The following is a 19899-nucleotide window of genomic DNA, read 5'->3' on the forward strand; positions in this document are numbered from 1 at the left end:
TTTCCTTTCGTTCTGGTTCATTCGTCGTGGCGTGCGGTGTCGATCCGGTAGAAGCGGCGCGCGTTGCCGCCGAAAAGGTCCTCCAGCGCCGCGGCGCCGAGCATCTGCGCGCAGTCGTCCTCGCACGCGGCCAGCCATTCGCCGTAGCCGCCGCACGCCGACGCCAGCCGCAGCACCGGCCAGTCGCTGCCCCACATCAAGCGCGTCGGCCCGAACAGCTCGGCCAGCGCCTGGACATACGGCCGCGTGCGTGCGCGCACCGCATCCGGGCCGGCCGACGGCCCGGCTTCCGTCCAGAGGCCGGACAGCTTGCAATGCAGGTTCGGCAGGCTCGCGAGCCTGCGCATCGCCGTTAGCCACGGCTGCATCTCGCCGCGCTCGATGAACGGCTTCGCGCCGTGGTCGATCACGATCGGCAGATCCGGATGGCGTTGCGCGAACGCGTGCAGCGCATCGAGATGGCGCGGCATCACCAGCGCATCGAAACGCAGCCCGTACTCGAGCATCGCGGCGACTGCGCGATCCAGCCGCGGATCGTCGATCCACGCGTCGTCGGGCAGATCCTGCAGCATCGGTCGCAAGCCGCGCGCCTTCGGCGCGGATGCAAACGCCGCGATCCGCGCGGGTGCGTCGTCGGCCTTCAGGTCGACCCAGCCGACCACGGCGCCGACGCTCGGCGTTTCAGCCGCGAGATCGAGCAGAAAGCGCGTGTCGGCTTCGCTCGGCAGCGACTGCACGACGACGGTGATATCGATGCGCGCGGCGTCGAGCAGCGGCGCCAGATCGGCCGGGCCGAAATCCCGGTGAATCGCGTCGAGCTCGGCCGGCGGCCAGCAGCCGGCCCGCGCGTCGATGCGCCAGTAGTGCTGATGGGCGTCGATGCGCGGGGTCATGCGTGTGCTCCCGGCACCGGCGCGTGCGCCGCGATCAGCCCTTCGTCGCGCAGCGCATCCCACAGCTCGGCCGGCGCGGGGCGCTCGAACCATGCGATGTTCTGCTTCAGCTGAGCCACGCTGCGCGCGCCGACCACGCACGACACGACGGCCGGATGGCCGAACGGAAACTGCAACGCCGCGGCCGGAAGCGGCACGTCGAAGCGGTTGCACAACGCGCCGAGCCGCGTCGCCTTGTCGATCACGTCGGCGCTCGCGTCCGCATAGTTGAATTTGCCGTTGCCGGCGAGCAAACCGGAATTGAACACGCCGCCGATCACGATCGCCGTCCCTTCACGGGCACACGCGTCGAGCAGCGGTTCGAGCGCCGTCTGTTCGAGCAGCGTATAGCGGCCGGCCAGCAGCACCGCATCGAGCGCCGCTTCGTTCAGCGCGTCGGCCGCGACTTCCCATTCGTTCACGCCGAGACCGAACCCGCCGATCTCGCCGCCCGAGCGCAACGCATCCAGCGCGCGAAACCCGCCGCCGCGGGTCAACTGGTCCCAGTAGTGCGCGTGACGATCGCCGTGCGTCATCGCGCCGATGTCGTGCACGTACAGCATGTCGACTCGCGCGAGCCCGAGCCGTTGCCGGCTGTCGTCGTGCGAGCGCATGATGCCGTCGTAGCTGTAGTCGTACACCGGCCGGAACGGCAGCGGCTCCGCCCAGCCGTCGTCGCCCGGCCGCACGCTCGCGTCGGCCCGCATCAGCCGCCCGACCTTCGTGCTGAGCGTGAAGGCGCGGCGCTCGCGCGGGGCGAGCCCCGCCCCCACGCGCCGCTCGGACAGCGTGTAGCCGTAATACGGCGCGGTGTCGAAATAGCGCAGGCCGGCCGCCCACGCGGCGTCGACGAGCGCGGCGGCATCGGCGGCCGACATCGGCCGATAAAGGCCGCCGAGCTGCGAGCAGCCGAGGCCGAGCGCGGACACCGTCAGCCCGCTGCGCGGCAAGGTGCGCGTATCGTTTGCATTCATGAGGCGTAACCGGATGCGGGGAAAAGGGATCAGTACAGGACGTTCTTCGCCGCCTGCGAATCGAGGTTCTGCTTGTCGACCATCACGACGCCGGTATCGATCAGCTTCGGCGCGGGCTTGCGCTCGATCACGTCGAGCGCCGTGCGCACGCCCTGGTTCCCCATCTGCCACGAGCCCTGCACGGCGATCGCCTGCACGGTGCCGTCGCGCACGAAGCCCTGCAGGTCCTCGTTGCCGTCGAACCCGATCGCCACCACCTTGCCCGCCTTGCCCGACTGCTTCAGCGCACGGCCCATCCCGACCGCGGTCGGCTCGTTCGCGCCGAAGATGCCCTTCAGGTCCGGGTTCGCCGACAGCACGTCGGTCGTCTGGTTCAGCGCGGTCGCCATTTGCGATTGCGAGTAGTACGGGCCGACGACCTGCAGCTTCGAATGGCTCTCGATGTACTTGCGGAACCCGCCGACGCGGCTGACCTCGGACCCCGCGCCCGGCACGTACGACATGATCGCGATCTTGCCCGACTGCCCGACGCGGTCGATCAGCGCCTTCGCGCACAGCGCGCCCGCCTTCTCGTTGTCGGTCGACAGGAACGCCTGGTAGTACGGCTTGCCGGCGTCCGCGATCGCCGAGTCGATCAGCACGACGGGAATGTGCGCTTCCCACGCCTTCTTGATCGCGGGCACCAGCGCATCGGGATCGGACGGCGCGAGCACGATGCCCGCCACATGCCGCGTGACCGCGTTGTCGACCATGTTGACCTGGCCGCTGATGTCGGACTCGGCCGCCGGGCCCTGGAACGTCATCGTGTAGCCCTTCGCGCCGTCGAGCGCCGCCTTCGCGCCTTTCTGCACGTTCTGCCAGTAGTTCGAATTGACCGTCTTGACGATCACCGCGATCTCGCCGCCCGCCGCATACGCACCGCTGCTGCATACCGCGAACACGCACGCCGATGCCGCCAGCAGGATGGATTTGTTCATGTCTCGCTCCGCTTCTCGTTGGTAGGGACTGCTTGCTGCCGGTCAGGGCCGGCGATTGCGCAACTGGTCGATCCACACCGTGCCGAGGATCACGACGCCGATGATGATCTGCTGGATGAAGCTCGATACGCCGTTCATGTTCAGGCCGTTGCGCAGCACGCCGATCACGAACGCGCCGATCGCCGTGCCGGAGATCGTGCCGACGCCGCCCATCAGCGACGTGCCGCCGATGACCGAACTGGCGATCGCGTCGAGCTCGTACATCACGCCTTCGTTCGGCTGCCCGGTGACGAGCCGCGACATCAGCACGCAGCCGGTCACGCCCGCGAGCGCGCCGGACAGTACGTAGGTGAACAGCTTCACGCCCTGCACGTTCACGCCCGACAGCCGTGCCGCTTCCGCGTTCGACCCGACCGCGTAGATATGGCGGCCGAGCGACGTTCTCGACAGCAGCACGGACACCACGACGAACAGCACGACCATGATCACGACCGGATACGGAATGCCGGGAAAGGTCGTGTCGGGGAACCCGTCCGCGCCGATGCGCGAGATCCGCAGCAGCGCGCCGTTGCCCAGCGCGCCGAACGCGTCGCCGAGATCCGATACCGGCCGCGCGCCCGTGATCTGCAGCGCGATGCCGCGCGCGACGAGCATCATGCCGAGCGTCGCGATGAACGGCGGCAGGCCCATCTGCGTCACGCAGATGCCGTTGACGAGCCCGCACAGCGCGCCGACCAGGATGCCGGCCGCCATCGCGGCGGGCACCGGCACGCCGGCCTTGACCAGCAGCGCCGCGCAGACGCCGGCCAGCGCGAGCACCGAGCCGACCGACAGGTCGATGCCGCCCGTGATGATCACGCAGGTGGCGGCCACGCCCAGATAGGCGATCGACGTGACCTGCAGGCCGACCGTCATCAGGTTGTCGACCGAGAAGAACGCCGCGCTCGATATCGAGAACGCGGACACGAGCACGACGAGACTGCCCAGCGCCGCAAACTTCTGGATCAGGTCGCGCCGCCGCTGTCGCGCCGCCCGCTCGTCGGCCTGGCTTCGATCGGATGTCATTTCAAGCATGGGAACGCCCCGACGCGTAGTGCATGATCTCCTCCTGACTGGTGTGTTTCGTGTCGAGAAATGCGGTCAATCGACCTTCGTGAAAAACGGCGATCCGGTCGGTCATGCCGAGCAGTTCGGGCAACTCCGAACTGATCAGCACCACGCCGACGCCGTCGGCGGCGAGCCGGTCCATCAGCCCGTAGATCGCGAATTTCGCGCCGACGTCGATGCCGCGCGTCGGCTCGTCGAAGAACAGGATCTTCGAGCCGCGGTACAGCCATTTGCCGATGACGACCTTCTGCTGGTTGCCGCCGGACAGGTTGCGCACGCGCTGGTGCACGGACGGCGTGCGAATCGCGAGGTCCTGCACGTAGCGGCGCGCGACGTCGAGTTCGTCGTCGAAGCGCAGGAACCCGAAGCGTGACGTGATGCCGCGCACGTTCGCGAGCGTGAGGTTCGCCGCGACGGGCATCGGCAGCGCGAGCCCCTCCGTCTTGCGGTCCTCCGACAGATACGCGATGCCGTGCCGGATCGCCTCGCGCGGCGAGCGGATCGTCACGGGCCGGCCGTGCAGCGCGATCGTGCCGCCGTCGGCGCGATCGGCGCCGAAGATCGCGCGGGCGATCTCGGTGCGCCCGGCGCCCATCAACCCCGCGAACCCGAGGATCTCGCCGCGGCGCAGCGCGAACGACACCGGCCCGAACACGCCGTCGCGGCGCAGGTCCCGCACATCGAGCAGCACCTCGTCGGTCGGCACCGATTGCCGGGACGGATAGGCGTCGTCGAGCGTGCGTCCGACCATGCGCGCGACGATGTCGTCGATGCTCACGTCGGCGAAATCGTCGGTCGAGATGTGGCGCCCGTCGCGCAGCACCGTCACGCGATCGACGATCTGCGCCATTTCGTCGAGCCGGTGCGAGATGTACAGAATCGCCACGCCGTCGGCACGCAGCTCCTCGATGATGCGAAAGAGCTGCACCGTTTCCGCTTCCGTCAGCGACGACGTGGGCTCGTCCATGATCAGCACGCGCGCGTCGTGCGACAGCGCCTTCGCGATCTCGACCATCTGCTGCTGCGCGATGGACAGCACGCCGACCTTCGTCGTCGGGGCCACGTTCAGCCCGATACGCGCGATGCAGCGCGCCGCATCCGCGTTCATGCGTTTCGTACCGACGAACGGCCCGCGCCGGGGCTCGCGCGCGAGGAACAGGTTCTCCGCCACGCTCAGGTGCGGGACGAGATTGAGTTCCTGGTGAATGATCGAGATGCCGGCCGCCTGCGCTTCGGACGCCGAACGAAACCGCACCGGCGCGCCGCGATAGTGAACGACGCCGTCGTCGGGCAGGTACTGGCCGCTGATGATCTTCATCAGCGTCGATTTGCCCGCGCCGTTTTCGCCGCACACCGCATGCACCTCGCCGCGGCGCAGGTCGAGGCGAATCCCGTCGAGCGCGAGGACGCCCGGGAAGCGCTTGCGAATTCCGTCCAGGCGCAGGATCTCCCGGTCCGCTTCGTCGTGCGCGGCCTGACCGGGCAGATTGCGAGGCATTGCCATTGCGTCTCCTTGGGGTGGATCGACCTCCGCACTATCCGGTCAGTCCAATTTGGATGAATTACAGCAATCAAACCCGTTTTGGTCAAGCCAATTTAACTATTCACATCTGATCTTACCAATGGTGAAAACCCGGACATCGGGATGAACCCGCCGCCACACGGGGCAATGCGGCAGGCGTGATAGACTCCGCGACACGCGCTTGCGCCCAAAGCGCATTGATCCCTATCAATCGGATGAAATCGACAGAACCCAAGCGGCTTTACCAATCGGTCGCGGCCCAGATCGTCGCGTTGATTCGCCAGGGCGAATTCGCGATCGGCGAGCGGCTGCCGCCGGAGCGCGAGCTGGCGCTGACGCTCGGCGTATCGCGCCCGTCGCTTCGCGAGGCGCTGATCGCGCTGGAAATCGGCGGCCAGATCGAGATCCGGATGGGCTCCGGCGTGTATGTGCGCGACACGGCGGCCGACGCCGTCGGCCCGATGGCCACGCTCGGCGACAGCCCGTCGGAATTGATGCAGGCGCGCGCGGCCGTCGAAGGCAGCGTCGCCGCACTGGCCGCCGCACGGATGACGGCCGCGATGCTCGAGCGCCTGCGCCGCACGGTGCAGCGCATGAAGCGGCTCGCGGAGGCCGGCAAATCCCCGGTCGAAGCCGACCGGCAGTTCCACATGCTGATCGCGGAAGCCGCCGGCAACTCGGTGCTCACCCGCTTCGTCGGCGAGCTGTTCGACAGCCGCCACGACCCGATCGCGACCGCGATGCGCGGCCACGCGGAGAATCCGCAGACGTGGACCGCCGCGGTGCGCGAGCACGAGGACGTGCTGCTCGCGCTGCAGGCCGGCGATCCGATCGCGGCCCAGACGGCCATCCGCGCGCATCTTCGTGCGTCGGAAGCGCGGTGGATCGAGGGTGGGCTGAAAGCCGATCCGGATTGAGCGTGCGCGGGCGCTGACAACGCGCTATTCAGCGCCCTGCAACGCGGCCCGTTCGCGCGCCGTGCGGCGCGACGGCAGCGTGCGCGGCACCAGGCTCGTCACCAGCACCGCGCCGACCACCAGCAGCCCCGCGACCACCGCGAACCCGGCATACGGCGCGCCGGTACGTGCGAACAGAACACCGACCAGCCACGAACTGAACGCGCCGCCGAGCGAACCCAGCATGCTGATCACCGCGATGCCCGCTGCCGCCGCCCGGCCGGTCAACTGGGCAGCCGGAATCGTCCAGAACACGATCGGCACGGTGAACGCGCACAGCTGCGCGATCGCAAGCAAGGCCACGGTGATCGCTACATGGCCGACCGAGAAGCGCAGGAGCAGCAGACTGCACGCGGTGACGAGCATGCAGGCCACCGTATGCCAGCGGCGCTCGCCGTATCGGTCGGAACTCCATGCGATCGCCACGTTGCCGATCATCGTGAACACGGAAATCAGTCCGGACAACCAACCGATTCCGGTGACGCTCGCCACCCCGGCCGCCTTCAGCACCGTCGGCGACCAGAACGTCACGGTCCCCATCCCGACGTAGACGCAGAAATAGATCGCCGCCAGCCCCAGCACACGCGCGTTGCGAACGATGTCGAACACGCCCGCCCGGTCATGGCCGACCACGGCCGACGCGCGCTCCGCGTCCAGATCCCGCAAGAGCGCCTGCCGGTCCGCAGGCGACAGCCATGCCGCCCGCTCCGGCCGGTCGCTCAGCATCAGCGGCGCAACCAGCCCGAGCGCGATGGCCGGCAATCCCTCGATCAGGAACAGCCACTGCCATCCGCGCAACCCCATCGTGTCCTGCAGTTGGGCCATGATCCAGCCGGACAACGGCCCGCCGATCATCCCGGCGACCGGAACGGCGAGCAGCAGCACGCTGTTGACGCGGGCGCGCACCGCATCCGGAAACCAGTACGACAGGTACAGGATCAGGCCTGGAAAGAAGCCGGCCTCGGCGGCGCCGAGCAGAAAGCGCACCACGTACAGCGACACGCGGCCGGTCACGAACATCTGCGCGACCGTGCACAGGCCCCACAGCACCATGATCCGCATCAGCGTGCGGCTCGCGCCGATGCGCGCCAGCACCAGGTTGCTCGGCACCTCGAAGGCGGCGTAACTGATGAAGAAGATGGCCGTCGCGGAGCCGAATACGGCTTCACTCAAGCCGAGATCCTGCAGGAACTGCAGCTTGGCGAAGCCGATGTTGACGCGATCGATGAAGTTGATCACGTAGCAGACGAACAGAAACGGGATCACGCGCAGCGCGATCCGACGATACAACATGGCAGGGGGTGACTCGGACATGGACCGCTCCCGGTATGTGGACATGCGTCACGAACAGGCGAGGCGTTGCGAGGCAATTATACAAATCCCGTATTTCGGGATTTATTGGTGGTTAACACGAGAGAAGACGTCGCACGCCGCCTGCGTCCGGCTGCCGATCTGCATTCGTCAGATTTGTAAGAAAATCTCGATGCCACTCGATCGTCTTAACCATGAAGTCCACGTTACCAGGTCGTGCGCGACACCATGTGTAAACCCCACCTCAAAAATAAACTCAATCCCTTATAATGAGATTCATAAAAAATACGATTGTCAACGACATTCGCTTGTCGATATCGCCCGGCGCCCCGAATTTCTTTCGGTTCGGTTACGCTGCATCGCCTTCCGCAGGGTGCTCGCTCGACAAGCGCCACCGGGCGTTTCGATCGCGTCACGCGGTGTTTTTTTCTGGATATGATCGTCGGCAGGACTGAGTGCGTCGTACCGCGCGTTCGGAAGTCATCCGGGCGGCGCGCGCATGGCGCGATCGCGCTGCCCGCGCCGCAGCATGAGCCGGCTTCGGCCGGCATCGAATTTGAAACGGGATGCATTCGCCACGCCATGAACCTGCGCGCTGAAACACTGTGCTTCTCGGATGTGTTCCTCCATTCCCAGGCGATCGTGAACTGGTCGCAGCACTACGACCAGATCAGTCCCGGCACCGCGACGACCACGCTGCGCCAGGTCGCCGGCCAGCGTTTTCACGTCTTTCGCGAACGCATCAACCAGCGCGTGATGCAGCACGGCCTCGCGCCGCGCGACCGGCTCTGCTTCGCCCTGCCGATCGCCAATGCGGTCGCGCCCGTGGTCCAGGGGCGCATCGTCGAGCGCCCGAGCCTGCTGACACTGCGCGGCGGCGAGGAGTTCGTCGCCCATCTGCCGTGCGACACCGAGGTGCTCGCGTTCACGATCGACCGCTCGCTCGCGGCCGATCGCGAGGTGGATGAACTCGCGAACCTGCCCGCACGTTTCCTGAAGCAGCCGGTGCTGCCGATCTCGCCCGCGCGCTACCGCAACGCGCTGGACGGCCTCGAACGCGTGCTGGGCCAGGCGCTCGACAGCGGTTCGCTCACCGCCCGCGACGCATTCGACGAACGCGTGCTCGCGCACAGTCTGGTCGGCATCCTGCTCGACCTCGTGCAGTCCGACGACCCGGATGCCGGTGCGCTGCCGTCGGCCTCGACGCAAAGCTACATCGTGCGCCGCAGCCAGGAAATCGCGCTGGAATCCGACGACGTGCCGACGGTGATCGATCTCTGTCACCACTTGCGGATCAGCCGCCGCACGCTGCAATACAGCTTCCAGAACGTGGTCGGCACCACGCCGACCGCCTACCTCCGCTCGATCCGGCTGAACGCCGTGCGCCGCTTCCTGATGACGACGCCCGACACGATGCGGATCGGCGATGCGGCGGCGCAATTCGGCTTTTGCCACTTCGGACGCTTCTCCGCGTACTACCAGCAGCATTTCCACGAGCTGCCATCGCACACGCCGCGCCTGAGCTGAGCGCGCGACCCACGCATCGCGGCGTCGCATCCGGGTAATCCCCTGCCGCCCCCGCGCATGCGGATTGCCGATTACGGACAACGCCCGTTTTTTCGGCACCGTAAATTTTGTCGTCGGCCCTGCTCGCATGCGCGCTGCACCGCATCGAGCGGCCGTCCAAGCGCATACCCGTGTCGTCGACGAAGGTCGGCATCGATTGCCGGCTCGTCAGGATCGGCCGCGGCACGGGGATATCGATCAGGCATGCCGGTGTCGACTCCTGACGGACGAGCCGGCCAGCGGGACCACTCATGAACGAATCGTCACCCCGGTCCGAAGCGGGGCTCAGCAAGAACGCCGTCGGACTCTCCCACATCGTCTTCTTCGTCGTCGCCGCGGCCGCGCCGCTCACCGCGATGGTCGGCGCGACGCCCGCGGCATTCTCGCTCGGCAACGGCTCCGGCGTGCCCGGCGTATTCGTGCTGGCGGGCGTCATGTACCTGATCTTCAGCATCGGCTATGCGGCGATGAGCCGGCACATCTCCAATGCGGGCGCGTTCTACGCGTACATCGCGAACGGACTGGGACGCCCCGCCGGCGTGGGCGGCGCGTTCGTCGCGATCGTCGCGTACAACGCGGTGCAGATCGCGATCTACTGCATGTTCGGCTTCTTCCTGAACGACAGCATCCAGCGGCACTACGGCGTCGACGTGCCGTGGTGGGCGTTCGCGCTCGCATGCGTCGTCGCGGTCCACTTCTGCGGCGCGCGGCGCATCGAGTTCAGCGGCCGGCTGCTCGGCATGCTGATGATCGGCGAAATCGCGATCGTGATGCTGCTCGATCTCGCGATCGTCGTGCACGGCGCAAGCGCCGGCGGCTTCAGCGCGAAACCGTTCAGCCCCGCGATGGTGTTCGCGCCCGGGCTCGGCACCGCGCTCGTGTTCGTGCTCGGCTCGTACATGGGCTTCGAGGCGACGGCGATCTTCTCCGAGGAGGCGCGCGACCCGAAGCGCACGATTCCGCGCGCGACCTACCTGGCCGTAATTCTCATCATGGCGTTTTACGCGCTGTCGTCGTGGGCGATCGTCGAGGCATGGGGCGAGCGCGCGATCGCCGCGCAGGCCGCGCGCGATCCGGCCAATCTCTGGTTTGCCGTCAGCGGCCGGCTGCTCGGCGGCATCGCGACGGACGCGATGAACGTGCTGCTCGTCACGAGCCTGTTCGCGGCCATCCTGTCGTTCCACAACACGATCACGCGCTATTTCTACGCGATGGGCCGCGAACGCGTGCTGTGGCGCAAGCTCGGCCATACATGCCCCGTGCATCGTTGCCCGGACGTCGCGGGCAAGGTGCAGACGCTGATCGCGCTCGCGGCTATCGTCGGGTCGGCCGCGTTCCGCCTCGACCCGTTCGCGGTCGTGTTCTCGTGGATGAGCGCACTGGCCACGATCGGCATCATCGGGGTGCAGATCCTTGTGGCGGCGTCGGTGATCGCGTTCTTCGCACGCGATCACCGCGACGCCGGCGTCGTGCATCGGCTGATCGCGCCGCTCGTCAGCGTGATTGCGCTCGGCGCGTGCCTCGTGCTGGTCGTGCGCAACCTGTCCGTGCTGAGCGGATCGGATTCGACCTTCGTCGCGATGTTTCCGTATTTCCTCGTCGCCGTCGGCGCGCTCGGCATCCGCGCCGCGCTGCGCTTGAAGCGCAGCGACCCCGACCTGTATCGCGAACTCGGGCGCGCCGCCCAGTAGTCGCTGCCCGAACGGTGCCGCGCCGCACCGTCGTCTCGTTGTTCACTCCCCGCGCATTTCCCGCTGCCGACGCGACGCGCCATGCGTCGCGCCGGCACGGGTATTCCCTATCCCGATCGCGCCGCAACGATTGCCGATAGCGGACAAGGCGCGCGTTTTCATCGACATACAGTGAATGCGACGTCGAAGCCTGACGGTGGCAGGGGTAGTTGCCATCGCCCTCACCCGTTCGGCCCGACGATTCGCCCCTGGGAAACACGGAACACCATGATGAAAATTCAGAATCTGATCGACGGCAGGCATTGCGACGCAGCGGCCGGCCGTACCTTCGAAAAACTGGCGCCGGCGACCGGCGACTACGTGGCCGCCGTGCCCGCATCGACCGCCGAAGACGTCGATCGCGCGGTGCGTGCCGCGCACGCCGCGCTGCACGGCGACGCGTGGGCCCGAGCTGGCGGCCCGGCCCGCGCCCGCTGGCTGCTTCGGCTGGCGGACCTGGTAGAGCGCGACCGTGACGCGCTGGCGGAATGCCTGGCCGTCGAACAAGGGCGCCCGCTTGCCGAGATGCGGATGATGGACCTGCCGATGTGCATCGACACGCTGCGCTACTTCGCCGGCTGGGCCGACAAGCTCGAGGGCCGCACGATTCCGACCGACGGCTTCATGGGCCGCCCGACCCTCAGCTACACGCGGCGTGCGCCGGTGGGCGTCGCCGGTCAGATCATCCCGTGGAACGCGCCGTTGATGATCGCCGTGTGGAAGCTCGCGCCGGCGCTCGCGGCCGGCTGCCCGGTGGTCATCAAGCCGTCGGAGGACGCGCCGCTGGCCGTCGCCCGGCTCGGCGAGCTCGTCTGCGAAGCCGGCCTGCCCGCCGGGGTCGTCAACATCGTCCACGGCGTGGGCGCGGAAGTCGGCGCCGCGCTGGTCGCGCACCCGCTCGTGAACAAGATCAGCTTCACCGGCAGCACCGAAGTCGGCCGCGCGATCGCGGGCGTGGCAGCGAAGACCTTCAAGCGCGTCACGCTCGAACTCGGCGGCAAGGCCGCGCAGATCGTGTTCGCGGATACCGATCTCGACCGGGCGATTCCGTCGTTGATGGCCGGCATGTTCGCGAACCAGGGGCAGACGTGCGCGGCCGGCTCGCGCGTGCTCGCGCACCGCTCGATCGCGCACGCGCTCGAAGAACGGCTTGCCGACGCGGCCCGGGCGATGCGCGTCGGTCCGCCGTCGGAGCCCGGCGTGCAGATGGGCGCGCTGATCAACCCGCGCCACCTCGCGCGCGTCCGCGCGCTCGTCGACGGCGCGCTCGCCGAAGGCGCGGTGATGCTCGCCGGCGACGAACAGGTGCCGCCGCGCGGCTGCTTCATGCGCCCGACGATTCTGGGCGGGGTCCATCCGGGCATGCGGATCGCCCGCGACGAGGTGTTCGGCCCGGTCGGCATGGTGATGCCGTTCGAGACCGAGGACGACGCCGTTCGCGTCGCCAACGACACGCCGTTCGGCCTGTCGGCGTCGGTGTGGACGCAGGACGTCGGCACCGCGCACCGCGTCGCCGAGCGGCTCGACATCGGCGCGGTCGCGATCAATGCGTGGAGCCCGATCGACGCACGCCTGCCGTGGGGCGGCACCAAGCAAAGCGGGATCGGGCGCGACCTGTCGAAGGCCGCCCTCGATTCGTACCTCGAGGAAAAGATCATCACCGCAGCCCTGTGATCCGGCGGCGCACACCGCGCCGCCCCCTGTTCAAGCACTTCGTAAGAGAGACGAGAGACACCATGGACTATCAAAAGCGTCAAAAACGATTCTGGCACCCGATGAGCTCGGCGGCCGCCGGGCATACGACTCCCACCGTGATCATCGAGCGCGGCGACGGCAACTACGTGTACGACGTCGACGGCCACCGCATGCTCGACGGCGTCGGCGGACTGTGGAACGTCAACGTCGGCCACAACCGGCCGGAAGTGAAAAGCGCGATCGCGCGGCAGATGGACGAGCTGTCGTACTACCAGACCTTCGACGGCGTCGCCCATCCGCGCGTCTACGATCTGGCCGACCGCCTGTGCGCGATGTTCGCGCAGGAAGACATGCAGCGGGTGATGTTCGGCAGCGGCGGCTCCGACGCGATCGAGACCGCGCTCAAGATGGCGCGCCAGTACTGGGTCGCCGCGGGCGAGCCGTCGCGCACGAAATTCCTGTCGCTGCGCAACGGCTATCACGGCGTGCACATGGGCGGCACGTCGATCGGCGGCAACGGCGTCTACCATTACAATCATGGCCCGCTGCTGCCCGGCTGCGTGCTGCTCGACACGCCGTGGCTCTATCGCAATCCGTGGAATTGCGACGATCCGCACCAGCTCGTCGAGCACTGCATCCGGCAGCTCGAGGAAACGATCGCGTTCCACGGCCCGCAGACCATTGCCGCATTCGTCGCCGAACCGGTGCAGGGCGCCGGCGGCCTGATCGTCCCGCCGGCCGATTACTGGGCGCGCGTGCGGGCCGTGTGCGACCGCAACGGCATCCTGCTGATCGCCGACGAGGTGGTCACCGGCTTCGGCCGCACCGGCAGCCTGCTCGGCAGCCGCGGCTGGGGCGTCGCCGCCGACATCCTGTGCGTCGCCAAGGGCATCTCCGCCGGCTACGTGCCGCTCGGCGCGACGCTGTACAACGGGCGGATCGCCGACGCGATCGAACATGGCGCGGGCTTCTCGCACGTGGTCATGCACGGCTATACGTACAGCGGCCATCCGCTCGCGTGCGCCGCGTCGCTCGCGGTGCTCGACATCGTCGAGGCCGAGGATCTGCCGGGCAACGCGGCGCGGGTCGGACAGCGCCTGCTCGAGCAATTGCTGCCGCTGAAGGCCGACTTCGAGACGGTCGGCGACGTCCGCGGCAAGGGGCTGATGCTGGCGCTCGATCTGGTGACCGACAAGGCCAGCCGCACGCCGCTCGATCCGGGCCAGGGGTTCGCCGCCCGCGTGGCCGATGCCGCGCGTCGGCGCGGCGTGCTGGTGCGGGCGATCGCGAACAAGGTGGTGATCTCGCCGCCGCTCACGCTGCAGCCTGGCGAAGCCGACTTCATGGCCGTGACACTGCGCGAGGCGTTGCAGGAGTGCTGCGCGGATTCGCGCGCGATCGCCTGACCGCGCGAAACAGCCCGACGCACGGGCTTTTCGTCGAAGGTCCGTGCGTATCGCGATCCGGCCTCGGTTCGACGTAGATCGCCGCGGGACGCCGAAGTCGACGATCGGCATCCCGCCTGTCGCAATGTCGTTTCAAAGGAAGACAAGTCAAATGGACAACCAGGCCATTGCATTCCCCGCGGAGAAATACCCGCTCGCGCTTCGGTTGCTGCACTGGGTCAGGGCGATCCTGATCGGCGCGCAGCTGTGGACCGGCTGGACGATGGTCCGGCTCGACGACAACCTGCCGGCCAAGTTCGACTGGTACTACCCGACGCACAAGGAGTTCGGCGTGCTCACGCTGCTGGTGGTCGTCACGCAACTGGCGATTCGCGCGATGAAGCCGTTGCCGCCGCTGCCCTCCACGCTGCCGACGCTCGATCGCACGCTCGCGAAGATCGGCCATTACCTGCTGTATGCGCTCGCGATCATCGTGCCGCTGATGGGCTATTCGATGTCCAGCACGTATACGCAGAGCGACGGCGTGCCGTTCTTCTTTTTCCGCGTACCCGAGCTGCTGCCGAAGAACGACCATTGGTTCGAGGCGTTTCAGTGGCTGCACAAAACGCTCGCCTATACGTTGCTCGCGCTCATCGTGCTGCATGTGCTTGGCGCGCTGAAACACCGGTTCTTCGACCGCAACCCGGAAAACGACGTGCTGCGACGGATGCTGTAACGCCGCCGCCACGCGGAACCGCGCGCCCGGCGCGGTTCGTCATCCGGTCCGCCCGATCGCGGCGGGCCTCTTTTCTTCGTAATTCATATTTCGTTTTACTAACGACAAACGGACTCGCTGCACGCGTCCGGTGCTGACGTATGCCGTCGGAAACCGCACCGCGCCGCGTGGGCTGCCCACACCTGGAGATCGACGATGAAGAAGATGATGGCGGCCGTATCGGCCGCGAGCGCCATGGGATTCGGCCTGACGGCCCATGCGCAAAGCACCGTGACGCTGTACGGCCTGATCGACGAAGGCGTCAATTTCACGAGCAACGCGGGCGGCAGCAAGGCTTACCAGATGGTCAGCGGCGATACCGTCGGCAGCAACTGGGGGCTGAAAGGCACCGAGGATCTCGGCGGCGGGATCAGAGCGCTGTTCCAGCTCGAGAACGGCTTCAACGCGAGCACCGGCGCGCTCGGCGTGACGTCGCGGATGTTCGGCAGGCAAGCCTACGTCGGCCTCGATTCCGACCGGTTCGGCACGCTCACGTTCGGCCGCCAGTACGACCCCACGCTCGACATGTGGAGTACCTTCACCGCCACCGGCAACTGGCTCGGCGACTTCGGCGCGCACCCGTACGACAACGACAACGCCGATTGGGACTACCGCATCCAGAACAGCGTCAAGTACGTGTCGCCCTCCTACGCCGGCTTCAAGGGCGAAGTGCTCTACGGGCTCGCGAACCAGGCGGGGGGCTTCGCGCGGAACCGCGTCTATAGCGCCGCCGTGCAGTACCAGGCGGGCGCGTTCTCCGCCGCCGTCGCGTACCTGAAGGCCAACAACGGCGGCGCGACCGCGGGCGGTGCGTTGTCGAGCGACGATACGGTCTTCAGCGGCCGCGCGCAGCAGAACATCGATGCGGGCGCATCGTACAAGTTCAGCGACAAGCTGACGCTGTCCGCCGCGTATTCGCACGTCGACGTGACCAACCCCGAGTCGAATCTGTACTTCGCGAACCAGCCGGCGGCAGGCTCGCAGAACGCGTGGAAATTCGACAACTTCGAGGTCAACGGCCAGTATTTCTTCCGGCCGGACCTCTGGCTCGGCGCCGCCTATATCTACACGCATGCGCATGTCGCGACGGCGGCGGGCGATGCGTCGCCGAACTGGCACCAGGTGTCGATGATGCTCGACTACGATCTGAGCAAGCGAACCTCGACGTACATCCAGGGCGCGTACCAGCATGCAACCGGCCATACCGGCACCGATTTCGACTACGCGCACGTGCTCGGCACGGCCGGGCAGTCGTCGGGCCGCAACCAGCTGGCGTTGCGCGTCGGGATGATGCATCGGTTCTGAATCCGGCGGAAAAACACGGGCTCGCGCGCGGCGTACGCGGCAGCCCGTGTTTCTCGCGCATCGTCAGAACTGATGCCGCAGCCCGAGCCGGACCGCGGTCTGCGTCGAGCCGGACGCCGCCCCGCCGAGCGCCGCCTCGACCTGCGCGCCATACGCACTGTCGTGCCCGCGTGCGAATACCACGTAAAGGCCGGTACGCTTCGACAGCGAATAGTCGGCGCTCAACGTGACCTGGTTGGCCGAGCCGATGTCGCCGCCGCGCTGCTGGTACTGGAAGCCGCCGCCGAGCTGCAACGCCGGCGTGACCGCATAGGTCAAGCCGCCGTCATAGGTCGTGGCCCGCAGCGGCGCGGCGGCGCTGATCCGCACGTCCGACACCATGCCGAAGACGCGGAACTGCCCGACGTTGTAGCCTGCACCGCCCGAGAAATTGCGCAGATTGCCACCGGCAGTTACATCGTGCTGGCCGAAATAAGCGAGCGCGGCGCTGAACGCGCCTTGCGTGTAGGACAGCATCGCGCTTTGCACGCTGCTGCGCGCGACCGTGCCGGGCACGTTGCCGAAGCCCCACAGGCCGCCGAACGACAATCCGCCGAACGTCGGGCTCACGTACTTCACCGCATTGTTCACCTGGACGCCCCACACGCGGTTGTCGAGCGCACCGCCCGCCGACGCATTCGCCGGCAAGCCCCACGCGAGCAGGCCGGCCGGCGTGTTCGCGCCGATCGCGAAAGCCGGCATCAGATCGCCGACGAAATCGAACTGGCGCCCGAGCGTCACGGTCCCCCAGTCGCCGCCGAGCCCGACGTAGGCTTGCGAACTGAATGCGGAGCCGGGCACGGTCAGCGCGCCGTCGGAGGTCTGGAACTGGCTTTCGAGCCGAAAGACCGCATAGTTGGCGCCGCCGAGATCCTCCCTGCCCGTCAGGCCCCACACGTCGTTGCGCGACACGCCGGCCTGCAACGCGAGCTGGCGCCCGCCACGCGGGGCGGACGCCACGTCGCTCGTATAGGTCACGCCCGTGTCCAGCGAACCGTAGAGCGTCACGCTCGATTGCGCGAACGCCGGTGCGACGGCACCGCAGCCGCACCATGCCACCATCCGGAACCACCCTTTCATCTGCTTCTCCTCATCGAAATTTCTCGGCCGATGTGCGCGTGAACCGACCGGCGCGGCAGCAACATCGATCCAGTGCGATTTCATTTTCTAAAATAGGAATCCATATCAATAGATATCGAAACGAACCACCTCGACACGGCTGGCAAGCTTCCCGCGCATGCGTCGACGCGCTTCCGGTTGCCGCCGGCACGACTTAAGTTAGACTACGGCCTGTCGCCCGCGGCGCCGCATGCCGTGCCGCAGCGCGGCAACCCGAAACCGCCTTCGTCGTTCACGTTCCCTAGCCGCGAGCCGTCTGATCCCGGATTACGTCATGTCGAGCCTCACCAAAATGCTGTCCATCCTCGACGTCTTCTCTTCGTCCGCGACGTCGATGACGGCCGAGGAAATCGCCGAACACATGGGCTTTTCGCGCACCACGTGCTATCGCTACGTGAAGGAACTGGCCTCCGTCGGCCTGCTCGTCGGCACCAACGGCCGCTATACGCTGGGCCCGCGCATCATCCATCTCGACTACAACATGCGGCAGTCGGACCCGACGCTCACCGCCGCGAAGCCCGTGATCCAGAAGCTGGTTCAGGTCACCGGCGGCGACGCGCTCGTGTCGACGCTGTTCGACGAGCAGATCATCAACGTGATGCACGAAACCGGCGCCGAGAACCTGCAACTGGGCTTCGGCCGCGGCCGCATCATGCCGCTGTTTCAGGGCGCGTCGTCGAAAGTGATCGTCGCCGCGATGTCGCGCGCGCGGCTGAAGCGCCTGCACGAACGCCACAACGCCGAGCTGGGCGAGTTCGCGAGCGACTGGACGCAGTTCTGGCGCGCCTGCCAGCAGATCGTCGACGCGGGATACTGGATTTCGCGCGGCGAACTCGATGAAGGGTTCGTCGGCATCGCCGCACCGATTCGCACGGCCAGCAGCGGCGAGGTCAACAGCAGCCTGTCGCTGGTCTTTCGCGCCGAACACTTCGCGCTGTTCGACGAGCACGTGCTCGGCAAGCTGCTGATCGACGCGACCGCGCAGATCGGCGACGCGACCTGAGCATGCGGCCGTCGTCACGCGCGATGGTCGACCGACATTCGCTCAGTTCATCTGCGTGATGAATTTGGTGACCAGATAGCCGTCGAACGTCTCCGTACCGCCCTCGCTGCCGAAGCCGCTGTCCTTCACGCCGCCGAACGGGATCTCCGCCGGCCCCATCCCGAAGTGATTGATGTTGACCATGCCGGCTTCGAGCGCACGGCCGATTCGGTGCGCATCGCGCGCCGACGTCGTGAACGCGTACGACGCGAGGCCGAACGGCAAGCGGTTCGCTTCGTCCAGCGCATCGTCGAGCGCGTCGAACGGCACGATCCCGACGATCGGGCCGAACGGCTCCTCGTTCATCAGCCGCGTGTCGCGGGCCGGGCCCAGCACGACCGTCGGTGCGAAATAGTGCCCTGGCCCGGCCGCCGACAAGCGTGTCCCGCCTGCGGCAATCTCCGCCCCTTTAGCCTTCGCATCGGCGACAAACGCGTCGATCTCGGATACGCGCCGCGCGTGCGCAAGCGGCCCCATCGTGGTCGCCTCGTCCAACCCATGGCCGACACGAATCTTGCCGACCGCGTCGATATACGCGCCGACGAACCGGTCGAACACCGGGCGCTGCACGAAGAAACGCGTCGGCGACACGCAAACCTGCCCGGCATTGCGAAACTTGTACGCAGCCAGTATCGTCGCGGCACGCTCGATTTCTGCGTCCGCGCAGACCAGCACCGGCGCATGCCCGCCCAGCTCCATGGTCATGCGCTTCATGTGCGACGCGGCGAGCGCCGCCAGTTGCTTGCCGACCGGCACCGAACCCGTGAACGAGATCTTGCGCACGAGCGGCGACTCGATCAGCTGCGTGGACACGTCGGCCGGCACGCCCCAGACGACGTTCAGGCAGCCCGCGGGCAAGCCGGCATCGTGAAAGATGCGCGCGAGCGCGACGATCGCGCTCGGCGATTCCTCCGGTCCTTTCAGCACCAGCGTGCACCCAGACGCAAGCGCGGCCGCGATCTTGTGCATCGCCTGGCTGAACGGAAAATTCCACGGAGAGAACGCCGCGCACACGCCGATCGGTTCGCGCAACACTGTCTGCGCGACGTCCGGCGAGCGCGACGGCACGACGCGGCCGTAGGTGCGACGCCCCTCCTCCGCATGCCATTCGAGCTGCTCGGCGGACGACACGACCTCGGCGATCGCCTCGCGAAGCGGCTTGCCCTGGTCCATCGTGATGTGGCGGCCGATCGCCGGCGCACGCTCGCGCACCAGCGCAGCCGCGCGACGCAGGATGTCCGAGCGCGCGAGCGGCGACTCGCGTCGCCACGTCGCGAACGCACAATGCGCGGCGCGCACGGCGGCGTCGATATCGGCCGGCGTCGCATGCGGCAGGTCGCCGAGCACGCTGCCGGTTCCCGGATCGAGCACGGGCTGCGTGCGGCGGCCGTCGGCCTGAAGGAACCGGCCGTCGATATACAGATGGAGCGACGCGTAATCGCGTTGCGCATGAGGTGTCATGCG

The 19899-nt window shown here is 67.4% G+C and carries 16 protein-coding genes; 8 read left to right on the plus strand and 8 right to left on the minus strand.

Annotated features, from left to right (window positions below; all coding sequences use genetic code 11):
- Positions 1–17 precede the first annotated feature (17 nt).
- The 5 genes from LXE91_RS37830 to LXE91_RS37850 are packed head-to-tail and all read right to left on the minus strand — an operon-like array spanning position 18 to position 5494.
- Entirely contained in the window at positions 18–893 is an 876-nt protein-coding gene (locus LXE91_RS37830) for an amidohydrolase family protein (RefSeq protein ID WP_039356077.1), read from the minus strand.
- Positions 890–1906: an aldo/keto reductase gene (locus LXE91_RS37835; protein WP_039356073.1), complete on the minus strand. Its 1017-nt coding sequence runs from the start codon at positions 1904–1906 to the stop codon at positions 890–892. Before LXE91_RS37835 ends, LXE91_RS37830 begins: the two co-directional genes overlap by 4 nt.
- A gap of 29 nt (positions 1907–1935) precedes the next feature.
- Positions 1936–2883: an ABC transporter substrate-binding protein gene (locus LXE91_RS37840; protein WP_011549866.1), complete on the minus strand. Its 948-nt coding sequence runs from the start codon at positions 2881–2883 to the stop codon at positions 1936–1938.
- A 42-nt stretch (positions 2884–2925) separates the two neighbouring features.
- Positions 2926–3957, minus strand: coding sequence for an ABC transporter permease (locus LXE91_RS37845; protein WP_039356060.1), 1032 nt, complete (start codon positions 3955–3957; stop codon positions 2926–2928).
- A complete protein-coding gene (locus LXE91_RS37850; protein WP_046543615.1) occupies positions 3950–5494 on the minus strand; it encodes a sugar ABC transporter ATP-binding protein in 1545 nt (514 codons plus the stop codon). Before LXE91_RS37850 ends, LXE91_RS37845 begins: the two co-directional genes overlap by 8 nt.
- Positions 5495–5727: 233 nt before the next feature.
- Between LXE91_RS37850 and LXE91_RS37855 the strand changes: the two genes are divergently transcribed.
- Positions 5728–6429: a FadR/GntR family transcriptional regulator gene (locus tag LXE91_RS37855; RefSeq protein ID WP_034209092.1), complete on the plus strand. Its 702-nt coding sequence runs from the start codon at positions 5728–5730 to the stop codon at positions 6427–6429.
- A 24-nt stretch (positions 6430–6453) separates the two neighbouring features.
- On the opposite strand, the gene LXE91_RS37860 is transcribed toward LXE91_RS37855, so the two are convergent.
- Complete coding sequence (locus LXE91_RS37860; protein ID WP_039356053.1) at positions 6454–7782, minus strand: MFS transporter; 1329 nt, start codon at positions 7780–7782, stop codon at positions 6454–6456.
- Positions 7783–8361: 579 nt separating this feature from the next.
- On the opposite strand from LXE91_RS37860, the gene LXE91_RS37865 reads away from it, so the two are divergent.
- The 6 genes from LXE91_RS37865 (at position 8362) to LXE91_RS37890 (ending at position 16235) form a co-directional block, all read left to right on the plus strand.
- Positions 8362–9306 carry a helix-turn-helix domain-containing protein gene (locus LXE91_RS37865; RefSeq protein ID WP_039356225.1) on the plus strand — a complete coding sequence of 315 codons (945 nt, stop codon included), beginning with the start codon at positions 8362–8364 and terminating at the stop codon, positions 9304–9306.
- Between the two features lie 290 nt (positions 9307–9596).
- The gene (locus LXE91_RS37870) at positions 9597–11036 is read left to right on the plus strand and encodes an APC family permease (protein ID WP_039356050.1); all 1440 of its coding nucleotides are present in this window, start codon (positions 9597–9599) and stop codon (positions 11034–11036) included.
- A gap of 267 nt (positions 11037–11303) precedes the next feature.
- On the plus strand, positions 11304–12749 hold the full coding sequence (locus LXE91_RS37875; RefSeq protein ID WP_039356047.1) for an aldehyde dehydrogenase family protein: 1446 nt from the start codon (positions 11304–11306) through the stop codon (positions 12747–12749).
- A gap of 62 nt (positions 12750–12811) precedes the next feature.
- Positions 12812–14176: an aspartate aminotransferase family protein gene (locus tag LXE91_RS37880; protein WP_039356045.1), complete on the plus strand. Its 1365-nt coding sequence runs from the start codon at positions 12812–12814 to the stop codon at positions 14174–14176.
- A gap of 151 nt (positions 14177–14327) precedes the next feature.
- Positions 14328–14891: a cytochrome b gene (locus tag LXE91_RS37885; RefSeq protein WP_039356042.1), complete on the plus strand. Its 564-nt coding sequence runs from the start codon at positions 14328–14330 to the stop codon at positions 14889–14891.
- A gap of 195 nt (positions 14892–15086) precedes the next feature.
- Positions 15087–16235: a porin gene (locus LXE91_RS37890; protein ID WP_039356040.1), complete on the plus strand. Its 1149-nt coding sequence runs from the start codon at positions 15087–15089 to the stop codon at positions 16233–16235.
- Positions 16236–16298: 63 nt separating this feature from the next.
- Here LXE91_RS37890 and LXE91_RS37895 read toward each other — a convergent pair whose 3' ends face one another.
- On the minus strand, positions 16299–17354 hold the full coding sequence (locus LXE91_RS37895) for a porin (protein ID WP_039356222.1): 1056 nt from the start codon (positions 17352–17354) through the stop codon (positions 16299–16301).
- Positions 17355–17667: 313 nt separating this feature from the next.
- On the opposite strand from LXE91_RS37895, the gene LXE91_RS37900 reads away from it, so the two are divergent.
- Positions 17668–18396 carry an IclR family transcriptional regulator gene (locus tag LXE91_RS37900; protein WP_039356037.1) on the plus strand — a complete coding sequence of 243 codons (729 nt, stop codon included), beginning with the start codon at positions 17668–17670 and terminating at the stop codon, positions 18394–18396.
- A gap of 42 nt (positions 18397–18438) precedes the next feature.
- On the opposite strand, the gene LXE91_RS37905 is transcribed toward LXE91_RS37900, so the two are convergent.
- Complete coding sequence (locus tag LXE91_RS37905; RefSeq protein WP_046196866.1) at positions 18439–19896, minus strand: NAD-dependent succinate-semialdehyde dehydrogenase; 1458 nt, start codon at positions 19894–19896, stop codon at positions 18439–18441.
- Between the last annotated feature and the right edge of the window lie 3 nt (positions 19897–19899).

This window comes from Burkholderia contaminans (assembly GCF_029633825.1).
Classification (GTDB): domain Bacteria; phylum Pseudomonadota; class Gammaproteobacteria; order Burkholderiales; family Burkholderiaceae; genus Burkholderia; species Burkholderia contaminans.